The organism is Vibrio sp. SCSIO 43155, from assembly GCF_023716605.1.
In the GTDB taxonomy this organism is placed as follows: domain Bacteria; phylum Pseudomonadota; class Gammaproteobacteria; order Enterobacterales; family Vibrionaceae; genus Vibrio; species Vibrio harveyi.
The window spans coordinates 1,082,380-1,102,508 of the sequence record NZ_CP071852.1 but is presented as its reverse complement, the minus strand read 5'-3'; the positions used below and the strand labels follow the sequence as shown (position 1 = coordinate 1,102,508).

The following is a 20,129-nucleotide window of genomic DNA, read 5'->3' as shown; positions in this document are numbered from 1 at the left end:
CATGTCTGAAGAATCGAAATCACCACTGGATGATGCCCCAGAAGAGATCAAGCTAGCTGTCGATTTAATTTACTTGCTAGAAACGAATGAAATCGATCCTAAAATAGCGCTAAAAGCGATTAAGATCGTACAAAGCGATCTTGAAAATAAGATCAACGCAAACTGATAGACAACAAATAGACAAAAAAGAGGAGCGATTTCGCTCCTCTTTGTTTAAGCTGAGTTTGCGTTGATACCACGTTATACTTTGAATTGAGACATTAAGGTTTGCTGTTGATCAGAAAGTGAGGTCATCTCGATACCTGTATTTTCCGACGTTTGCGCTTGATTAAGGATTTCTCTGCTCAGATCGCGAATGTTCGCCACACTTTGATTCACCTCATTAGAGACAGATTGCTGCTCTTCTGCCGCTTTTACTATCTGATTATTCATATCACTTATCGCAGCAATTGACTCAAATACTTTCTGTAATTCCTCTACCGCCATATTCACCTGTTGAGAAGAGGATTGCGCACTTTGATTCCCTTCTGTAATGGACTCAACAACCGCTTGCGTGCCCTTTTGAACATTAGCAATGACATCTCGAATTTCACCCACCGAACTTTGAGTTCGACTTGCTAAGCTCCTTACCTCATCAGCCACCACAGCGAAACCACGACCTTGTTCACCAGCTCGTGCGGCTTCTATTGCTGCATTGAGAGCTAACAAGTTGGTTTGCTCAGAAATGCCTTCAATAATAGAAAGAATTTCGGTAATGCTGGCGTTGTTCTTCGCTAGCTCTTCTACAACCGGGACGGCATTCATCATGGTCAATAATAGTTTTTGCATCTGAGCTTCAGACGCCAAGATCACTTTCTGACCGTTTTCTGCAGATTCACTCGCCTCACCAGCCGCCTTTACCGCAACTTCGGCATTTTGTACCACCAACGCCGCTGTTTGCGTCATTTCTTCAGCAGCAGTCGCGACTAAATCAACTTCTTTAAACTGCGAATCACTGCTATTTCGAGTAACGGCTACAACGTGTTTTGCATGTTCGGTCTTATCTGCAATTTGTCGAGATGTTTCTGCGACTTCTTTAATCGTTAATTGCAAACGCTCAAGAAATCGATTGAACGCCCTCGCAAGTTGACCAATTTCATCGTCTGTTTTAACTTCCAAACGCTGAGTTAAGTCTCCTTCCCCTGTCGAAATATCTTCCAAACGAGCGACAACTTCTCGAATCGGCTTCACTAAGGTCTTAGCCAGCAGTCCGGTTGTAATCAGTCCAACAACGACAAGTGCGACACCAACACTTAATTCAATAATAACGCCGTCTTGCATCTTATTGGTAATCAAAGCGTCTAACTGATCCGCATCAGCAAGCACTGCAGAACGAGGCATTTCAAAGATCACACCCCACGTTTGATTCGCTATTTGGATAGGCGAAAAGACCGTCATCCACTCACCAGAGGCACCCCATTCAACCTTGGCTTCACCGCCAAACAATAAATCAGTGAGATTGTCATTAGAAATGGTGGAACTCGAAAAAGGCTGTCCAGGGGAATCAGTGTTACTATCTGAAGCTAACAAAGTTCCATCGAGACTGATCATTGATACCTTTCCAGCCCCAGCGAACAAGCTTTGATCAGAATTAATCGCAATGCTCGCTAACTGGTCTAATCGTAACTCTATACCCAAGAAGCCAATCGGCATACTCTCGACAATGAGTGGAATGGAGATCGATGTTGTTAAGAAGGAACCAGCATCGTTGGTGTTAACCCGCGGCGATGCAATGCAAGTTTGACCAGACGAGAGCGGACAGTAAAAGCGCTCAGCATTGTCGTTCTCATTCAAGGCTTGCTCACTTATCGTACTCGCTAACACGTTTTCACCATTGCTCGCTTTGGACCAATAGGTCGCAAACCGACCGACTTCATTAGAACCGACGTAATCGGCACTTCGATAGTTGGCATCTTCACTGTCGAGCATGTCGGGATTAAACACCAGATAAGCCGCTTGCATCGTGTCAAAGCGTAACACTGCCTGACGAATCATTTCATTCAGAGCGGAGCGAAGATCTTCACTACTGCCAAAATTCTCTTCCGAGTTGGTTTTAAAAAACAGCGCATTTGCTGCCAACATTTCAGCGCGGTAAGTCGCTTCATTGAGATACTCAGACACTTCCGTCGCGTTTAATAACGCTCGTGTCTGTAAGAGTTGTTCAGATTTTTCGATAACAGAAGAGCTAGTTTCTCGCTGCAACAACTTTTGGTTACCGAGCGCGTTGTAGACCGAAAAACCAATTAAAGATAAAGAAGTGACGAGCAGGCAAAGCCCGGAGAGTAATGTAATTTTCCACTGCACAGATATGGTTCGCATACAACATCCTTATTCAAGCAAACTCATTTTTGAGACTCATTAAACCATACGCAGGCACAATAGCAATTACATATTTAACAATTCTTTAAACTTATTCCGTTTACATGAGAACCATTTTCAGCTTGCCTTTGCAATGGTAACATCATGCTCAAACACGCCCTCTGAGAAGGATAAAAAATGAAAGTAATTAGCTTTAACATCAATGGACTTCGTGCGCGTCTGCATCAACTCCAAGCACTCATCGACAAGCACCAACCTGACGTGATTGGTCTGCAGGAAATCAAAGTTCACGACGAAGCCTTCCCTATCGACGATGTAGAAGCAATGGGATACAAAGTTTACTTTCACGGTCAAAAAGCCCATTACGGTGTGGCAATGCTATGTAAACAAGAGCCTATCAGCGTTCAAAAAGGTTTTCCAACCGATAATGAAGAACACCAAAAGCGCATGATCATGGCGACGTTTGAAGATGAAAACGGTGAAAAAGTGACGGTTCTTAACGGTTATTTCCCGCAAGGCGATAACGTTGCTCACGAAACTAAGTATCCATACAAACGTCAGTTCTACAAAGACTTGATGACTTACCTCAACGATCACCACACTAACGATGAGCAGCTGATTGTCATGGGCGACATCAATATCAGCCCAATCGACGCAGACATCGGTATCGGCGAACCAAACCGTAAACGTTGGCTGAAAACGGGTAAATGTTCTTTCCAACCAGAAGAGCGTGAGTGGTTGCAAACGCTTCTAGATTGGGGCTTTGAAGATACTTTCCGTAACTTACACCCTGAAGTCGATGACCGCTTCTCGTGGTTTGATTACCGTTCGCGTGGCTTCGATGATAACCGTGGTCTTCGTATTGATGTTATTTTGGCAACACCATCACTCGCAGAAAAATGCATAGAATCCGATATTGACTATGAGTTACGAGGCATTGAAAAACCTTCAGATCACGCGCCAATCTGGTCAACCTTCAAGTAGTTCTTACTAACATCGACTAAAAATAAAAAAGAGCGCCAACAAGCGCTCTTTTTTGATGTTTGTATTGTCCTACATGAAGTGGAATTAACAAGCCATCTTGTTAGCTCAATGGTCTTAGGTACGCCAAGAAGCGCTTCTCTGCCACTTTGAAGCACCACAAAATAATAAATGTCAGCGCCATGTAGAAGAGTCCCGCTGTCAAGAATGACTCAAATGGTGCGTAGTATCTTGAGTTCACCAAACGGGCTGCACCTGTCAGATCCATAATGGTGATGATGCCGGCGACCGCACTGCCATGAAGCATGAAGATAACCTCATTCGAGTAGGCAGGTAACGCGCGCCGCAAAGCACTTGGAAGAATAATGCGACGGTAAGTCATAAACGTACTCATGCCGTATGCCTTAGCTGCCTCTACCTCTCCCTTCGGCAAGCCATTGATTGCCCCGCGAATAATTTCAGCAGTATAAGCGGACGTGTTGAGAACAAACGCCACCAGAGCACAAAACCATGCGTTTTCCCAAAGCGTGTCTTTTACCGGAAAAAACTGGTCCATGCCGTAGTAGATCAGATACAGCTGCACCAACAAAGGAGTGCCTCGGAAAAAGTAAATAAACGCCCATGAAGGCAGGCTTAGTGCGTAGTTTGCACTATTACGTGCAATCGCAAGAGGAATCGATACGGCTAACCCAATCACCAGTGCTAACGCAACAAGCCATACCGTCGTCCACAATCCATCTAGGTAGACCGGGAAACTTTCAATTATCAATGAAAAATCCATGGTTTACCTCGCGTGAATACTAAATTTGCGTTCAACCAACTTAAGTAAGCCTGTTGAAACACTGGTAAAGAACAAGAAGATGATTGCAACCGCCATGTAAAAAGTGAATGGCATTTTGGTTGTACCCGCAGCCAACGAGCTAATGCGCACCATATCTTCCAGACCAATGATGGATACTAACGCGGTCGTTTTCAGTAGAACCAACCAGTTGTTACCAAAGCCTGGTAGAGCATGTCGGATCATTTGAGGCAATAGAATTCTTCGGAACGACATTATCGGGCTCATGCCATAAGCTTTTGCGGCTTCTAGTTCACCCTTGTCTACCGCCATGATAGCGCCACGAAACGTCTCTGCCATGTATGCACCGAAGATAAACCCAATGGTTAAAACGCCAGCAATAAAGGGGCTGACATCGATGTAATCTGGCAAATACGAAGTCCACTCATGATTTGGGTCACTTGCAGTAAACCATTCATTGAGTGTTTCATTGATCGAGTAAAGGCTATTGTTAAGTAGAATTTGACCACCAAAGAAGATAAGCATCATCAGAACTAAATCAGGGATGCCACGAATGATGGTGGTGTAAAGCGTCGCAACTGCTCTTGCCCACTTGTACGGTGCCAACTTCGCCAATGCACCCAGCATTCCGAGAATGACCGCTAAAAGTAAAGAAAGTATTGCGACTTCGATGGTTACTAGAGCCCCTTTTAAGATCGAGGCTTCATATCCTTGTAGATCCAGCATAGGTGAGTTCCTAATCCCTAAACTCAAAAGATCGACCGTTGGTTACTTCTAGGAACAAGCCAACGGTCGCTTAATTACAGCTTATTCGCCGTAAACGTCGTAGTTAAAGTATTTACCTGCGATTTCTTGATAAACACCTTTTTCACGTAGTGACAAAATAGCTGCATCGAGCTTTTTCGTTAGATCCTTGTCTTGCTTACGAACTGCAATACCAAAACCATCACCAAACCACTTAGGATCCGTTAGTGAAGGACCAACAAATTCATAAGCATCGCCACCAGCTTTGTTTAAAACACCTTCTTCTAGTGCAGACGCATCACCAAGCACTGCCGCAACACGACCGTTTGCAAGATCTAGGTACGCTTCGTCAAATGATCCGTAACGCACGATTTCAACTTTGTCGCCATAGTTATCTGTCAGGTATTTGTCGTGAGTCGTTGCACGCTGCACGGCAATTTTTTGACCATCAAGGTTATCAAAATCGAGGTTTGCGCCTTTCTTAGCGATGAACTTGTTTGGAATCAGTGCGTATTTTCCTGTGAAGTCGACTTTCTTCTTACGTTCTTCAGTGATCGACATTGCAGCAATAATCGCATCGTATTTACGAGCAAGTAGAGAAGGAATAATTCCATCCCAGTCTTGAGCAACGATCTGACACTTCACTTTCATCTCTTCACAAAGTGCGTTCGCCATATCCACGTCGAAGCCTTTTAGAGAGCCGTCCGTTTCTGTCCAGCTAAACGGAGGGTAAGCGCCTTCAATACCAAAGCGAACGGTTTTCCATTCTTTCGCTTGAGCGACACCAGACACTGCTGTTGCAGCAAGCGTTGCTGCTAATAACCACTTTTTCATTTCCATACTCCTGTGATTGCTTTTATTTGGTTTTGATTGTTGTGCTTATGAGTGGCAAAAGACTGCCACCCAAGAAATATTAGTAGATAGATGAGATAAATTGCTGTAATCGTTCTGAATCTGGGTTTGTAAATAGCTTAGCTGGATCTCCCTGTTCTTCCACTAAGCCTTGATGTAAAAACATCACATGGTTAGATACGTCACGCGCAAATGCCATTTCATGGGTAACGACCAACATCGTTCGCCCTTCATCTGCCAAATCTCGCATTACTCCTAACACCTCACCAACCAACTCAGGATCGAGTGCTGAGGTCGGCTCATCGAACAACATCACTTCTGGATCAACAGCAAGAGCACGAGCAATAGCAGCACGCTGTTGTTGACCTCCGGATAGATGTCCAGGGTAGTAATCTTTACGTTCGTACAATCCCACTTTTTTCAAAAGCAGTTCAGCGTTTTCGATGGCTTGAGCTTTCGGTACGCCAAGCACATGAACTGGTGCTTCAATCACATTTTCTAGAACGGTTAGATGTGACCAAAGATTAAAACCTTGAAACACCATGGCTAAACGAGAGCGAATGCGCTGAACTTGTTTCTCATTAGCTGGAACTGACTCTCCTGCTCGGTTGTTCTTCATCTGGATAAGTTCACCATTTACCCAAATTTCACCGGCGGTCGGAGTTTCAAGAAGGTTAATACATCTAAGGAAGGTACTCTTACCTGAACCGGAAGAGCCGATGATGGAGATAACATCACCTTTATGAGCGGCAAGTGAAATGCCTTTCAAGACTTCATTTTGTCCAAACGTTTTGTGCAGGTCTTTTATATCTAGCGCTGGTACATCATTCATGCGCCTTACTCCCTGTGTTTTTGTCACTGCAATTAAGGGACTCCGCCCTCTTTGAATTGGAACAAACTATCACCACCCATCGCAAGTTGCAACAAATTATTAACCTAAATAATTCGAATAGATAGATACAACAATTAAATGAATATGCAATTTTTAGCAATATATTCTTTTAATGCTGAATATCAGGCGTAAAAAAGCCCCTCACTGGAGGGGCTCTTTTTTGTAAAAATGTTAATTATTACTTAATCAACACCATAAAGTCAGACTTCTGAGCATTCGTATTGACCTTCTCAGAATCAACTTCACTGATCACAAGACCATCGTGATCCACTTTAAGATCGGTCACATCACCATGAGAGAAAAGAGAAACAAAGTCATAGCTATTTAGGTTTGCTTCAGCAGACTCCACGACAATAGATTGTGAGTAATCACTGGTAGAAGAAACTTTCAAATCTTGCTTCACACTGTCATCGAATGTGTAGTAGTACAATTCCGGAACAACGACATCACTCTCTAAAGTTGTAAATATCTTGTGTGTTACTCGGTGTAGTGTTCCAGAGTTAGACTCTGCACGATATGCGAGGCGGCTAAAGCCTTTATCTTGGTCATTGAAAGCAAAACCAGTATCAATCGTTGAACCTCTCACCACATGTGCTGCAGGCAGAGCATTTAGGTTGTAGTAAGCGCTTGGATCAATTGAGATATCCCATTTTGCGTCCTGGTACATCTTTTGGTTCAGCGCAACTGTCCAACCATTGATCGGTTTTTCAGCTGCAACACTGTAAGTCCAAGTTTCCGTTTTAGGTTCAAGCGGGTGGTAGAACTTCGTCGTTGACATAGGTAACTCTGCAACTTCGTAGTTGTAATCACCAACCAGTACACTGATGTCTAAAGTGTCATATTTAAAAGATGTTGGGTTCAAGATTGGTGAAGAACCAGTCATGCCAACCAACGGCAATGGTGATTCACTTGACCAATCGCGAATACCATATTGGTGCAGTTCTGTCTTCGCTGCGTCCGCATATTGCAGCACGACTGTCGACTCCATCTTCGAACCAATAGCTCTCACATCCAAAGAGTCAATGGAATAAGCAGGCTTAGACTCTTTAGCAACTTGAGATATAAAGTTGTACTCTAAGCCACCAGCTTCTGTTGCCACATAGTTAAGATCGGTTCGGGTAGTCTTATTAAAGTTACCATTTTTGTTACAAGCAGACACCGCCTCTCGATTCATCGAGAACGTTGAGTTTCTGAGGTTATTGTCCTGTAAAAAGTCTCGACTAAAGCTGTTTGCCGTAAATACGGTTCCAGAAGCATCAAGCAACTGATAAGTAAAGTAGCCGTCCTCAGGAATGTCTTCTAGAACAAATTTCAAAGTAGTGCCTGATGGGTAGATAAAGTCGCCTTGACGGACACCATTCTTGTCAGAATAGAAACCAACAACCTTATCCCCTGTTAACTGTGCACTTACAGCTGGTTGATAAGTTAATACTTGATTGATGCCATTGCCATCTACTCTACGCTCGTAAACAGTACAACTATCTTTTTGTGCGTTTGCTTCACTGATGACATTTGGGGCAGCAAAAGTAAAAGTGAATGTAGTTCTCGGTGTAGAACTGCCACCGCCGCCACCGCCGCCGCCGCCGCAACCGACCATTAATCCCGAAATGATTGCCACTAGCGGCAGTACTTTAAGCTGTTTCATGTCTTCTTCCTAAACTGAGCGGCAATGGTTAGCCAAAAAATCGTCTTTGCTCGGTACTAAGCAAGAATAAAGCCAGCTTTTAATATCACTCATGAATGATATCAATAAATATCGTTGAGTATTATTTCCGCAAAACCACATCTAATTTTATGCAACTTGTGTAATCGAATTACACACGAAATAACCAAGTTGTTCGCATGCCAGACACTTTCTGTAGTTTTCTTTCACATCTATTCTTAAAGTGATCTAAATCAATCACCCCAAAGGGCTATCTTGTTAGACTCCGCCCCAATGATGAGGAATTTTTTGTGCCTCAACACAACAAGTTATTAGCTATGCTTAGGCACGAAATATTCGTGTGACAAAATCTAATAATAGCTAGCATAGGACGTGCCGCAGGAAGCGGAAAAACACAATTCAATTTAGAATTCATAACTTTTAAATATATGAGGAATCTATGTCAGACGCAGTTAATAAAGCGCACTCTGATTCGGATATTGAGACTAAAAGCTACCGCGAGCTTCATCGTCCATCATCTGAGTTCGCAAGCCGTTCAGACTACCTAGACCACGAACTACAAATTATGAAGCCACGTCGATTTGGCTTGAACTTGCCAGGTCGTGACTTCCGCTTTGAGCTTGAAGACCTTGTTCCAGCACTTGCTGGTACTATCGGCATTATCGCAATGTACTCTGCGGTAATGATGTCTTGGGCTGAAGGTCTTACTGCAGCATGGGACCACGTCAACTTGGGCAAAGATTTTGCTATCGAAGTTGCACGTGTAGAAATGCTTATCCCTGCACTTCTTTTCTGTGTACTTGCTTCTGGTTTTATTAACCCTAAAGCCAACCTTGCAGGTAACCACGGTCCAATGATCCCTCTTATTGGTACCATCGCTCTTGCTGGTGCTCACCCTCTTGCATTGGCAATTCTAATCGGTGTGTTCGGTCTTCTACTGAGTTTTCTAAAAGGCGGCTCCAAACTGGTGAACCTCACCTCGGAAGGTACAGCCGGTGGCTTGCTTATCTTCTTGGGTTTGACTGGTACCATGAGCCAGATTACTTCGATTCAAGAATGGGCAGTTGGTCTGCAATCTTCTACTGTTGAAGCTGGTAGCATGGGCTATGTTGGTCTGATCGTACTGGCAGTCACTATCGCACTATACGCATTCCTTGCAAAAGTGAACAAGCGTTGGCTTGCTATTCCGGTGTGTGCTTTCACTGGTCTTGCAATCGCTTTAGTACTAGGTGCAGGTTTCGATATTAAATTCGTCACTGAAACAGGTCTTCCTAACCTAAACCCTGTTTACTGGTGGGGCAGTACTGAAGAAGGTTGGATGCTAGGTCTTCCTAACATGGAACACTTCATCGCATCTCTACCATTTGCAATCCTTGCCGTGGCAATGTGGTCTCCTGACTTCCTAGGTCACCGTATCTTCCAAGAATTGAACTACCCTAAAAAGACAGAAAAAGTATTGATGGACGTAGATGACACAATGACAATGTGTTCTATCCGTCAGATGGTAGGTACAGCAGTAGGTGGTGGTAACATCACTTCATCTTGGGGTACTTACATGATCCCAGCAGCGATCGCAAAACGCCCTATCCCTGGCGGTGCAATCCTTCTTGGTCTTCTGGTAATGATCATTGCAATCCTTGGTTTCCCAATGGATATCGCAGTATGGCCACCAGTAATGCGTGTTGCTCTTCTTGTAGGTGTATCTCTACCTCTACTTGAAGCAGGTATGCAGATGGTGAAAGACTCGAAAGATTCTCAAGCAGCAGGTATCTGTATCTTTGGTTCTGCAGTCGTTAACCCAGTTCTTGCTTGGGCACTGACTATGCTGCTAGACAACAATGGTCTGATTGGTGATAAGGAGCGCGCTTCTCGTCTATCCTTTGTCGATAAGATTGTGATCCCTGTAGGTGTACTTGTTATCTGTTTAGTCGCTATGCTTGCAGTAGGTATGCTAGAAGGACAATATGGCATTAAAGCTTGGCTATAATGCCATTCGTTCAAAAATTGTGTGGGTAGCGCTCGTCGCTACCCAATTTTTATCGAGATTTTTTAGGATTTATTGATTTAGTTTAAGGTTTGCAAATTTTTTTTAGTGTAGCCTTGAATTGTGGTTGGGAAGAACCCACATTGTTAGCAGTGACAATATTTATAGTTTTATGACCCACTCTTTCTTATTTAAGACTATAAATATTGTTATTCATTAAGAGTGTACTGTTCTCCGTTTAACAGTGGAGATAGCTGGCTCAACGGCGAACCAGTACGTATTTTTTTCTACTACAAAGGTAGGTATGTCATGGCAGAGCAATTTGCTAAAGCTTGGGAAGGTTTTGCTGCAGGCGACTGGCAAAACGAAGTAAACGTTCGTGATTTCATTCAGAAGAACTACACTCCGTACGAAGGCGACGAATCTTTCCTAGTTTCTGAAGGTACTGAAGCGACTAACAAGCTTTGGGCTAAGGTAATGGAAGGTATCAAACAAGAGAACGCGACTCACGCTCCTGTTGATTTCGATACTTCAGTTATCTCTACCATCACTGCTCACGATGCAGGCTACATCGAAAAAGACCTAGAAACTATCGTAGGTCTACAAACTGAAGCTCCTCTTAAGCGTGCAATCATCCCTAACGGTGGTATCCGTATGGTTGAAGGTTCTTGCAAAGCTTACGATCGCGAGCTTGACCCACAAGTTAAGAAAATCTTCACAGAATACCGTAAAACGCACAACGCTGGCGTATTCGATATCTACACTCCAGATATCCTAGCATGTCGTAAATCAGGCGTTCTAACTGGTCTTCCAGATGCCTACGGTCGTGGTCGTATTATCGGTGACTACCGTCGTGTTGCTCTATACGGTATCGACCGTCTAATGCAAGACAAGCTAGCTCAATTCAAATCTCTACAAGAGCGTTTTGAGAACGGTGAAGATCTACAGATGACTATGCAGCTTCGCGAAGAGATCGCTGAGCAGCACCGTGCACTTGGTCAAATGAAAGTTATGGCTGCTAAATACGGCTGTGACATCTCTCGTCCAGCTGAAACTGCACAAGAAGCTATCCAGTGGACTTACTTCGGTTACCTAGCAGCTGTTAAATCTCAAAACGGCGCAGCAATGTCTCTAGGTCGTACTTCTACTTTCCTAGATATCTACATCGAACGTGATATCGCTGAAGGTAAGATCACTGAAGTTGACGCACAAGAAATGATCGACCACTTCGTAATGAAACTACGTATGGTTCGTTTCCTACGTACTCCTGAGTACGATGATCTATTCTCTGGCGACCCAATCTGGGCAACAGAGTCTATGGGTGGTATGGGTCTTGACGGTCGTACGCTAGTTACACGTTCAAACTTCCGTTTCCTAAACTCTCTATACACAATGGGTCCTTCTCCAGAGCCAAACATCACTGTTCTTTGGTCTGAGCAACTACCTGAAGGCTTCAAGAAGTTCTGTGCAAAAGTATCTATCGATACTTCATCAATCCAGTACGAGAACGACGATCTAATGCGTCCAGACTTCGAGTCTGATGATTACGCAATCGCATGTTGTGTATCTCCAATGATCATTGGTAAGCACATGCAATTCTTCGGCGCTCGCGCTAACCTAGCTAAGACTCTTCTATACGTTATCAACGGCGGTGTGGATGAGAAACTGAAGATCCAAGTTGGTCCAGAGATGCCTAAGATCACTGACGAAGTTCTAGACTTCGACGATGTATGGGGCAAACTAGACCACTTCATGGATTGGCTAGCTAAGCAGTACGTGACTGCACTAAACAGCATCCACTTCATGCACGACAAGTACAGCTACGAAGCTGCGCTAATGGCTCTACATGACCGTGACGTTCGCCGTACTATGGCTTGTGGTATCGCAGGTCTATCTGTTGCAGCTGACTCACTATCTGCAATCAAATTCGCGAAAGTTAAACCAGTTCGTGACGAAGATGGCGTAGCAATCGACTTCGAAATCGAAGGCGACTACCCTAAATTCGGTAACAACGATGCTCGCGTAGATGACATCGCTTGTGAACTTGTTGAAGTGTTCATGAACAAGATTCGTCAGCTTAAGACTTACCGTGACGCAATCCCTACTCAGTCTATCCTAACTATCACTTCAAACGTGGTATACGGTAAGAAGACTGGTAACACGCCTGACGGTCGTCGCGCAGGTGCTCCTTTCGCACCAGGTGCTAACCCAATGCACGGTCGTGACGAAAAAGGTGCTGTAGCGTCTCTAACGTCTGTAGGTAAACTACCGTTTGCTCACGCTAAAGATGGTATCTCTTACACGTTCTCTATCGTACCTAACGCTCTAGGTAAAGATGAAGGTTCACAACGTGCTAACCTTGCTGGTCTAATGGATGGTTACTTCCACCATGAATCTGGTATCGAAGGTGGTCAACACCTAAACGTGAACGTTCTTAACCGCGAAACTCTAGAAGACGCTGTTAAGCACCCAGAGAAATACCCTCAGCTAACAATCCGTGTATCTGGTTACGCTGTACGCTTCAACTCTCTAACTGCAGAGCAACAAGCTGACGTAATCGCACGTACATTCACTGAGTCTCTATAAGACTGATTGAATTAGCACTTTAAGTGATAGAACAAAGGTCGATGCTGAAAAGTATCGACCTTTTTTTGTTTCTTGAACTAAAGTTGTGACATTACAAAAGATTTTGTCTGGGATCTTCCGTATGATGCGTAAAAAGCTTGCAAACATACACTATGAAACTCAGTAAATTATTCATCCTTGCGCTGCTATCACCGGCAGCAATCGCATCCACCAAATCCACAGTATCTTTCACTCTCGATAACGATGGCATTTTTGGCGTTGACCAAGATTATACCAATGGTATTTTTCTCTCTTACGCGACTGAACAATTGCGTGAAGACGCAGAATGGAAATGGTTTACATTAAATGATTCTAGCCAAAGCAACGTCGATAAGATTGAATTAGTGCTTGGGCATAAAATGTACACGCCAAGTGACATCGAAGCCGACTACCCACTTGTCAACGATCGTCCTTACGCGGGCTACTTACATACTGAAATCAACTATATCTCACTCACCGCTGATAAAGCTGTTCGCTACAATTTCACTATCGGCGCAACAGGTGAGAGCTCACTGTCTGAAAAGGCGCAAGAGCTGGTTCATAGCATTACTGGTTCAACCGATCCACAAGGTTGGGATTACCAAATTGATGACGAGTTGGCATTTAGCGTCGGCTACCGAGCGTTCAACAAATTGATGCGTAGCGAAGGCAAAACGACACAGTGGGAAATTACCAACGTTAACGATATTAACGCAGGTAATTTCCGAAGTGACGTTTCACAAGGTGTCATGTTTCGTTGGGGTACTAACTTAGCCAACAGCATAGGTGCCGCAAACATCAGCGTTGAAAGTCCATTCCATGCCAGCATGTTAGCTAAGAGCACATCAAGTTGGTTCTTATTCACGGGCTTTGAAGGTCGTTACCGCTTTAACGATATCACTATTGAAGGCGACCGTTCAGGTCTACCAGAGCCATCAGACCAATATGATGTCACACTACAGAACTGGCAAGCGAGTGCCGTTGCAGGTGCGGCTTGGTACAACCAAAACTATGGCGCAAGCTTAACATTTACAGTGAAAACGCCAGACTATGAGGAAGCCCAAACTGACGTTTACGGTACAGGCTCTTTGTCTTTGTTCGCCTTCTTCTAAAGAAATCTCCCCATACGGCGTGTGAGTTTTCATTCGCCGTTGTCTTTGCTCAATATCTCGCCAACGAAAGCCCACTTAGACTGTTTTAACCCTGCAATTTGTAATAAAATAACGGTCAGAATTTATTAAAAATGAGAGCAAAAGATGTCAACAACTGGTCGTATTCACTCGTTTGAGTCATGTGGTACCGTAGACGGACCTGGTATCCGTTTTATCGTCTTCTTGCAGGGTTGCCTAATGCGTTGTAAGTATTGCCATAACCGCGATACATGGGACACGCATGATGGCAAGGAAGTTACGGTTGAAGAGATTATTGCTGAAGCAAAAACTTACCGTCACTTCATGAAAGCATCAGGTGGTGGCATTACTTGTTCCGGCGGTGAAGCGATGCTTCAGCCTGAGTTCGTTCGTGACTTCTTCCGCGCAGCTCAAGCAGAAGGCATTCACACTTGTTTGGATACTAACGGCTACATCCGTAAACACACCGACGTGATCGATGAAGTGTTGGATGCGACTGACCTAGTCATGCTTGACCTAAAACACATGAAAGATGAGATTCACCAAGACTTCATTGGTGTGTCTAACCGTCGTGTTTTAGACTTTGCTCGTTATCTACATAAAATTGGTCAAAAGACTTGGATTCGTTATGTGGTTGTTCCTGGCTACACGGACGAACCAGAAGCCGCTCATATGCTTGGTGAATTCATTAAAGATATGGATAACATTGAAAAAGTAGAGCTTCTGCCATACCACAAACTCGGCGCACACAAATGGGAGGCGCTTGGTGTTGAATATCCTCTTGATGGTGTAAATCCTCCATCTAAAGAAACTATGGACGAAATCCAGTCAATTCTTTCCCAATACCACTCAAATGTGAAATACTAAGTAGCATTAGGTTATTGAATAGATTAAAAATACCAGCAACTTGCTGGTATTTTTTTACCTATACGTAGGTATATGTGTCTAACGGACCAGCAGGTCTTGTGCCCTATCCAACTCATATTAGACGTATTAGGAATACAAAACCGTAAGTAAAGCTCACAGGAAAAGCGTTGGGATAACACATGGATTGGTTTAATTTTGTTTCGATCATCATTATTTTCTGGGTCGTCGTCGTTTATTGTCTCCCCGATTGGCGAAGAGTCGTTTGGCCAAAAATGGAACAAGAAAAGCCATTCCAACATTTAGTCTTCGCGACACTTTTCTTGATTAGCGTTTTGTGGTCTGCCCAAGCAGGGGTAAAAGAAGGGTTACAAATTCATTTCCTTGCTTTAACCACGCTAACTATGATGTATGGTTGGCGCATGGCTTTTCTATTTTGCCTCCCTGCGATGGTCGTCAACCACTTGATTCATGACATATCGTTGTTGATGTTGCCAAGTGCGCTGGTGCTCTCTGCACTGATTCCAATACTTATCAGTTACAGCATCTTTCTTCTGAGCTACCAGTACTTACCACGTAACATCTTCGTTTTCATTTTTGTGGCAGGATTCTTCAATGGTGCACTTACCGGCAGCCTCCACTTGCTGATCAATTCTTTTTACCACCTATCTGTGGGTCATTATGACTGGCAAACCATCCAGCACAATTACTTTGTGTTTGTGCCGTTACTCGCTTTCCCTGAAGGTCTTCTTAATGGAATGGCTTTAGCGGTACTGACCGTTTTTAAGCCTGAGTGGCTGAGAGTTTTTTCGGACCGTGACTACATATACAACCATTATCACAAATAAGTTGTAACGCCCCATTCATACTGCATTTGTAAACTGGTTAAATTCGATAATTCTTGCCATTTTTCATATTAAATATGTGTTGAGATCATGTTTCACCTTCATCCGAAACGTTAACCTAAGCACATTAAAAATGTATTAGATTATTTAGTGAGGTCACCATGGAAATGTCAAACGCTCAACGTTTGATCCTATCAAACCAGTACAACCTAATGTCTCAACTTGATCCTAACAACGCGGCAAAATACAAGCGTCTACAGACTATTGTAGAGCGTGGTTACGAGCTACAAATGCGCGAGTTGAACAAAGATTTTGGCTGCATTACAGAAACCGAGTGTCGTGAAATCATCGACATCATGGAGATGTACCACGCAATGCAAGAATCAAACAAAATGCTGGATGACGAAGAGCGCGGTAAAGTCGACCAGCGTCGCCTTCAGTTCCTTGGCTTTGATATTGCGACAGAAGCACAACAAGTACACTATGTGCGCTTCCTAGTGGATTCAGAAGGTCTTTACCCTCAATTTGATAAAGCTGATCACCACTTCAATAGCCAAATGCCAATGTTAGACAAATACCGCCGCATGCTAAAAACCTGGCGCAACTGTCCTCGTCAATACCACCTATGTGCAAACGAGCTAGCACAAATCTTTAGTGCATAATTCAGCAAGTATTTGAAAAGGAGGGCAAAGGCTCTCCTTTTTTCTTTTCCCCTGTCACAAGTCAAGCTCATTCTATCAGCACAGTTTTATCTTTCATTCTCTAGACTTGTATACGAATCACTAATATCAGTGATTCAAAGCCAAATATCTGATTTCTATCACTCCTATTCACAACATAAATTTTTCAATCTCCAAACAGTGATTCAAATGTCACTTTTGCAATAAATTCATAATTGTTAAGCAAAATTGGAAATCCCCGACTAGGCTTAAAATGAGAAAGGGAGTGATTGAAAGGTACCTATCCATCGTTCTCCGTTGCAGTGAAAAAGTGTCCATAAAGCAAAGTCTTTGGTGTTGTCTAGCTTACTTCCAGTACAAACCAAACGTGATAACAGGACGTATAACTTCATACAACGAAGGGCATATCAAAGGTGGATAAGCCTGCGTCAACGTTCGTCGGTAGACTGACTAGTTAAAGGGGAAAGCGACATGAGTATTTTCGACCACTATCAATCAAGATATGAAGCTGCAAAAGATGAAGAGATGTCGTTACAGGATTTCTTAGCCCTGTGTAAAGACGACAAAAGCGCTTACGCTAATGCTGCAGAACGCCTACTGATGGCTATCGGAGAGCCAGAAGTCATTGATACTGCTCAAGATCCAAGACTGAGCCGTATATTCTCGAACCGAGTCATCTCACGTTATGAAACCTTCAAAGACTTCTATGGCATGGAAGATGCGATTGAGCAGATTGTTTCTTATCTCAAACATGCCGCACAAGGCTTGGAAGAGCGTAAACAAATTCTGTACTTACTCGGTCCTGTTGGTGGTGGTAAGTCATCACTTGCCGAAAAGCTAAAAGCCCTAATGGAAAAAATGCCCGTTTATGTGCTTAGTGCGAACGGAGAACGAAGCCCAGTTAACGATCACCCTTTCTGTCTGTTCAATCCGACAGAAGATGGCGAGATCTTGAAGAAAGAATACGGCATCGAACATCGTTACCTACGATCTATCATGTCACCGTGGGCAGCAAAACGTCTGCATGAATTTGGTGGTGATATCACCAAGTTCAAAGTGCTGAAAGTACGCCCTTCCATCCTCGACCAAGTGGCTATTGCTAAAACCGAGCCAGGCGATGAAAACAACCAAGACATTTCGTCCCTCGTTGGTAAAGTCGATATTCGTCAGTTAGAGCATTACTCACAAGACGACCCAGATGCCTACAGTTATTCTGGCGCGCTGTGTAAAGCGAACCAAGGTTTGATGGAATTCGTAGAGATGTTCAAAGCACCAATCAAGGTGCTACACCCTCTATTAACCGCAACTCAAGAAGGCAACTTTAATGGTACCGAGGGACTGTCTGCGATTCCATTCGACGGTATGATTCTGGCTCACTCGAACGAATCTGAGTGGCAAACCTTCCGCAACAATAAGAACAATGAGGCGTTCTTAGACCGTGTGTACATAGTGAAAGTACCTTACTGCTTACGTGTGTCGGAAGAAGTGAAGATCTACCAGAAACTGCTTGAAAACAGTGAGCTTTCTAAAGCACCTTGCTCACCAAGTACGCTCGAAACTCTGGCACAATTTAGTATTCTTTCGCGACTTAAAGAACCTGAGAACTCGTCCATCTTCTCTAAGATGCGAGTGTACGATGGTGAAACACTGAAAGACACCGATCCGAAAGCGAAGAGCTACCAAGAGTACCGTGACTACGCAGGCGTTGACGAAGGTATGAACGGTCTATCAACTCGTTTCGCCTTCAAAATCTTATCTCGCGTGTTCAACTTCGACCAAACGGAAGTAGCGGCCAACCCTGTTCACCTGTTCTATGTTATTGAACAGCAAGTAGAACGTGAGCAGTTCCCTTCAGAAATGGCAGAGAAGTACCTTGAATTCTTGAAAGGCTATCTAGTGCCTCGTTATGTCGAGTTCATTGGTAAAGAAGTTCAAACTGCATACCTAGAGTCTTACTCTGAGTACGGTCAGAATATCTTCGACCGTTACGTCACCTATGCAGACTTCTGGATCCAAGACCAAGAATATCGCGATCCAGAAACAGGTCAACTGTTCGACCGTGCTTCTCTAAATGCTGAATTAGAGAAGATCGAGAAAACAGCGGGCATCTCTAACCCGAAAGATTTCCGAAACGAAATCGTAAACTTTGTGCTTCGTGCGAAAGCCAATAACAATGGTCAAAACCCAGTTTGGACCAGCTACGAAAAACTGCGCACGGTAATCGAGAAAAAAATGTTCTCCAATACCGAAGAGCTGCTTCCGGTTATCTCATTCAATGCGAAAACGTCTTCTGAAGATCAGAAGAAACATGACGACTTTGTCGCTCGCATGATGGAAAAAGGCTACACCGAGAAACAGGTTCGCCTACTTTCTGAGTGGTACCTACGAGTACGTAAGTCATCCTAACCAGTTTGAGTTAGGTCGCTTGTGAAACATGAAGAGGGCTATTTCATGGCGCAATTTATAGACCGAAGGCTCAATGGCAAGAACAAGAGCGCTGTTAATCGACAGCGCTTCTTGAAGCGCCATAAAGAGCAGATTAAAGAGTCGGTAGCTGACGCAGTGAATCGACGCTCGATCACGAACACGGAAACGGGCGAAGACGTCGCAATACCGCACAAAGACATTAACGAACCTATGTTTCATCAGGGTAAAGGGGGCGTACGTGACCGTGTGCACCCTGGTAACGACCAATTTATCACGGGTGATAAAATTGAACGTCCGAAAGGTGGAGGTCAAGGCGGCGGTGCTGGTGAAGGCAATGCTAGCCCCGACGGCGAAGGTCAAGACGAGTTCGTTTTCCAAATCTCAAAAGACGAATATCTCGACATCTTATTTGAAGATTTAGAGCTACCAAATCTCGAGAAAAACCAAATTGCCAAAATCACAGAGTGGAAGACCCATCGCGCGGGTTATCAAACCGCGGGTATTCCATCCAACATTGCCGTCGTTCGCTCGTTACAACAATCTCTGGCGCGACGCACCGCAATGACAGCAGGTAAAAAACGTCTTCTTAACGAGCTAGAGGATGAACTAACTCGCATCAAGAACATTGAGCCTGCACAACAGCTCGAAGAAAATCGCTTGAAGAAGGAAATCGAAGAGTTACGTAAGAAAATCGAAAGCGTACCCTTCATTGATACCTTCGACTTACGTTTCAAGAACTATGAGAAGCGCCCTGTGCCATCGAGCCAAGCGGTCATGTTCTGTCTAATGGACGTATCCGGTTCTATGGATCAAGCCACCAAAGACATTGCAAAACGCTTCTATGTGCTTTTGTATCTTTTCTTAACTCGCACGTATGAGAATGTTGAAGTGGTCTTCATTCGCCACCACACCCAAGCGAAAGAAGTCGACGAGCACGAGTTTTTCTATTCGCAAGAAACGGGGGGCACTATCGTATCGAGCGCGCTCAAGCTGATGAATGAGATCGTTCAAGACCGCTACCCTGTGGGTCAATGGAACATCTACGCGGCTCAGGCATCCGATGGCGATAACTGGGCAGACGACTCACCCCGTTGTCGTGACCTACTCGTAAATAAGTTACTGCCAAATTGTCAGTACTATTCATACATCGAGATCACTAGACGTTCCCATCAAACGCTGTGGCATGAGTATGAAAAGCTTTCCGAAGCCTTTCCAAACTTCGCCATGAAAAACATCCGCTCTGTGGAGGATATCTTCCCAGTCTTCCGTGAACTATTCCAAAAAGAAAATGCGTAAGGAGGCTAGC

Annotated in this window: 16 protein-coding genes; 10 read left to right on the top strand and 6 right to left on the bottom strand. The window is 44.0% G+C overall.

Translation table 11 applies throughout. From position 1 onward, the window contains the following. Window position 1: 1 nt before the first annotated feature. On the top strand, window positions 2–166 hold the full coding sequence (rsmS, locus tag J4N44_RS05085; protein ID WP_005449861.1) for a pleiotropic regulatory protein RsmS: 165 nt from the start codon (window positions 2–4) through the stop codon (window positions 164–166). A 74-nt stretch (window positions 167–240) separates the two neighbouring features. Here the strand turns inward: rsmS and J4N44_RS05080 are convergent, their stop codons facing one another. Then, complete coding sequence (locus tag J4N44_RS05080; RefSeq protein ID WP_252044913.1) at window positions 241–2,358, bottom strand: methyl-accepting chemotaxis protein; 2,118 nt, start codon at window positions 2,356–2,358, stop codon at window positions 241–243. A 177-nt stretch (window positions 2,359–2,535) separates the two neighbouring features. Here J4N44_RS05080 and xthA point away from each other — a divergent pair, with 177 nt between their 5' ends. Continuing rightward, window positions 2,536–3,342: an exodeoxyribonuclease III gene (gene xthA / locus J4N44_RS05075; protein ID WP_009698305.1), complete on the top strand. Its 807-nt coding sequence runs from the start codon at window positions 2,536–2,538 to the stop codon at window positions 3,340–3,342. Between the two features lie 100 nt (window positions 3,343–3,442). On the opposite strand, the gene J4N44_RS05070 is transcribed toward xthA, so the two are convergent. The 5 genes from J4N44_RS05070 to J4N44_RS05050 all read right to left on the bottom strand — a co-directional run bounded on the left by J4N44_RS05070 (window position 3,443) and on the right by J4N44_RS05050 (window position 8,271). Continuing rightward, window positions 3,443–4,120, bottom strand: a complete 678-nt coding sequence (locus J4N44_RS05070) for an ABC transporter permease (protein ID WP_005446711.1) — start codon at window positions 4,118–4,120, stop codon at window positions 3,443–3,445. A 3-nt stretch (window positions 4,121–4,123) separates the two neighbouring features. After that, window positions 4,124–4,864, bottom strand: a complete 741-nt coding sequence (locus J4N44_RS05065; RefSeq protein ID WP_017819029.1) for an ABC transporter permease — start codon at window positions 4,862–4,864, stop codon at window positions 4,124–4,126. 81 nt (window positions 4,865–4,945) lie between these two features. Beyond that, window positions 4,946–5,716: an L-arginine-binding protein AotJ gene (gene aotJ / locus J4N44_RS05060; RefSeq protein ID WP_009698306.1), complete on the bottom strand. Its 771-nt coding sequence runs from the start codon at window positions 5,714–5,716 to the stop codon at window positions 4,946–4,948. Between the two features lie 79 nt (window positions 5,717–5,795). Then, a complete protein-coding gene (locus J4N44_RS05055) occupies window positions 5,796–6,566 on the bottom strand; it encodes an ABC transporter ATP-binding protein (protein WP_005446708.1) in 771 nt (256 codons plus the stop codon). Between the two features lie 238 nt (window positions 6,567–6,804). After that, window positions 6,805–8,271, bottom strand: a complete 1,467-nt coding sequence (locus J4N44_RS05050) for a hypothetical protein (RefSeq protein WP_009698307.1) — start codon at window positions 8,269–8,271, stop codon at window positions 6,805–6,807. 457 nt (window positions 8,272–8,728) lie between these two features. Between J4N44_RS05050 and J4N44_RS05045 the strand changes: the two genes are divergently transcribed. The 8 genes from J4N44_RS05045 to J4N44_RS05010 all read left to right on the top strand — a co-directional run bounded on the left by J4N44_RS05045 (window position 8,729) and on the right by J4N44_RS05010 (window position 20,119). Continuing rightward, a complete protein-coding gene (locus J4N44_RS05045) occupies window positions 8,729–10,276 on the top strand; it encodes a DUF3360 family protein (protein WP_005446706.1) in 1,548 nt (515 codons plus the stop codon). A 306-nt stretch (window positions 10,277–10,582) separates the two neighbouring features. Beyond that, entirely contained in the window at window positions 10,583–12,859 is a 2,277-nt protein-coding gene (gene pflB / locus J4N44_RS05040) for a formate C-acetyltransferase (protein WP_005446705.1), read from the top strand. A gap of 152 nt (window positions 12,860–13,011) precedes the next feature. After that, window positions 13,012–13,989, top strand: coding sequence for a lipid A deacylase LpxR family protein (locus tag J4N44_RS05035; protein ID WP_009698308.1), 978 nt, complete (start codon window positions 13,012–13,014; stop codon window positions 13,987–13,989). A 144-nt stretch (window positions 13,990–14,133) separates the two neighbouring features. Continuing rightward, on the top strand, window positions 14,134–14,874 hold the full coding sequence (gene pflA, locus J4N44_RS05030) for a pyruvate formate lyase 1-activating protein (RefSeq protein ID WP_053049161.1): 741 nt from the start codon (window positions 14,134–14,136) through the stop codon (window positions 14,872–14,874). A 179-nt stretch (window positions 14,875–15,053) separates the two neighbouring features. Continuing rightward, window positions 15,054–15,719, top strand: coding sequence for an energy-coupling factor ABC transporter permease (locus J4N44_RS05025; RefSeq protein WP_053049160.1), 666 nt, complete (start codon window positions 15,054–15,056; stop codon window positions 15,717–15,719). A 158-nt stretch (window positions 15,720–15,877) separates the two neighbouring features. After that, window positions 15,878–16,378, top strand: a complete 501-nt coding sequence (locus J4N44_RS05020; protein WP_005431701.1) for a YfbU family protein — start codon at window positions 15,878–15,880, stop codon at window positions 16,376–16,378. 489 nt (window positions 16,379–16,867) lie between these two features. Then, on the top strand, window positions 16,868–18,802 hold the full coding sequence (locus J4N44_RS05015) for a PrkA family serine protein kinase (RefSeq protein ID WP_005431706.1): 1,935 nt from the start codon (window positions 16,868–16,870) through the stop codon (window positions 18,800–18,802). Between the two features lie 45 nt (window positions 18,803–18,847). Next, a complete protein-coding gene (locus J4N44_RS05010) occupies window positions 18,848–20,119 on the top strand; it encodes a YeaH/YhbH family protein (RefSeq protein ID WP_005446701.1) in 1,272 nt (423 codons plus the stop codon). The last annotated feature ends 10 nt before the right edge of the window (window positions 20,120–20,129 follow it).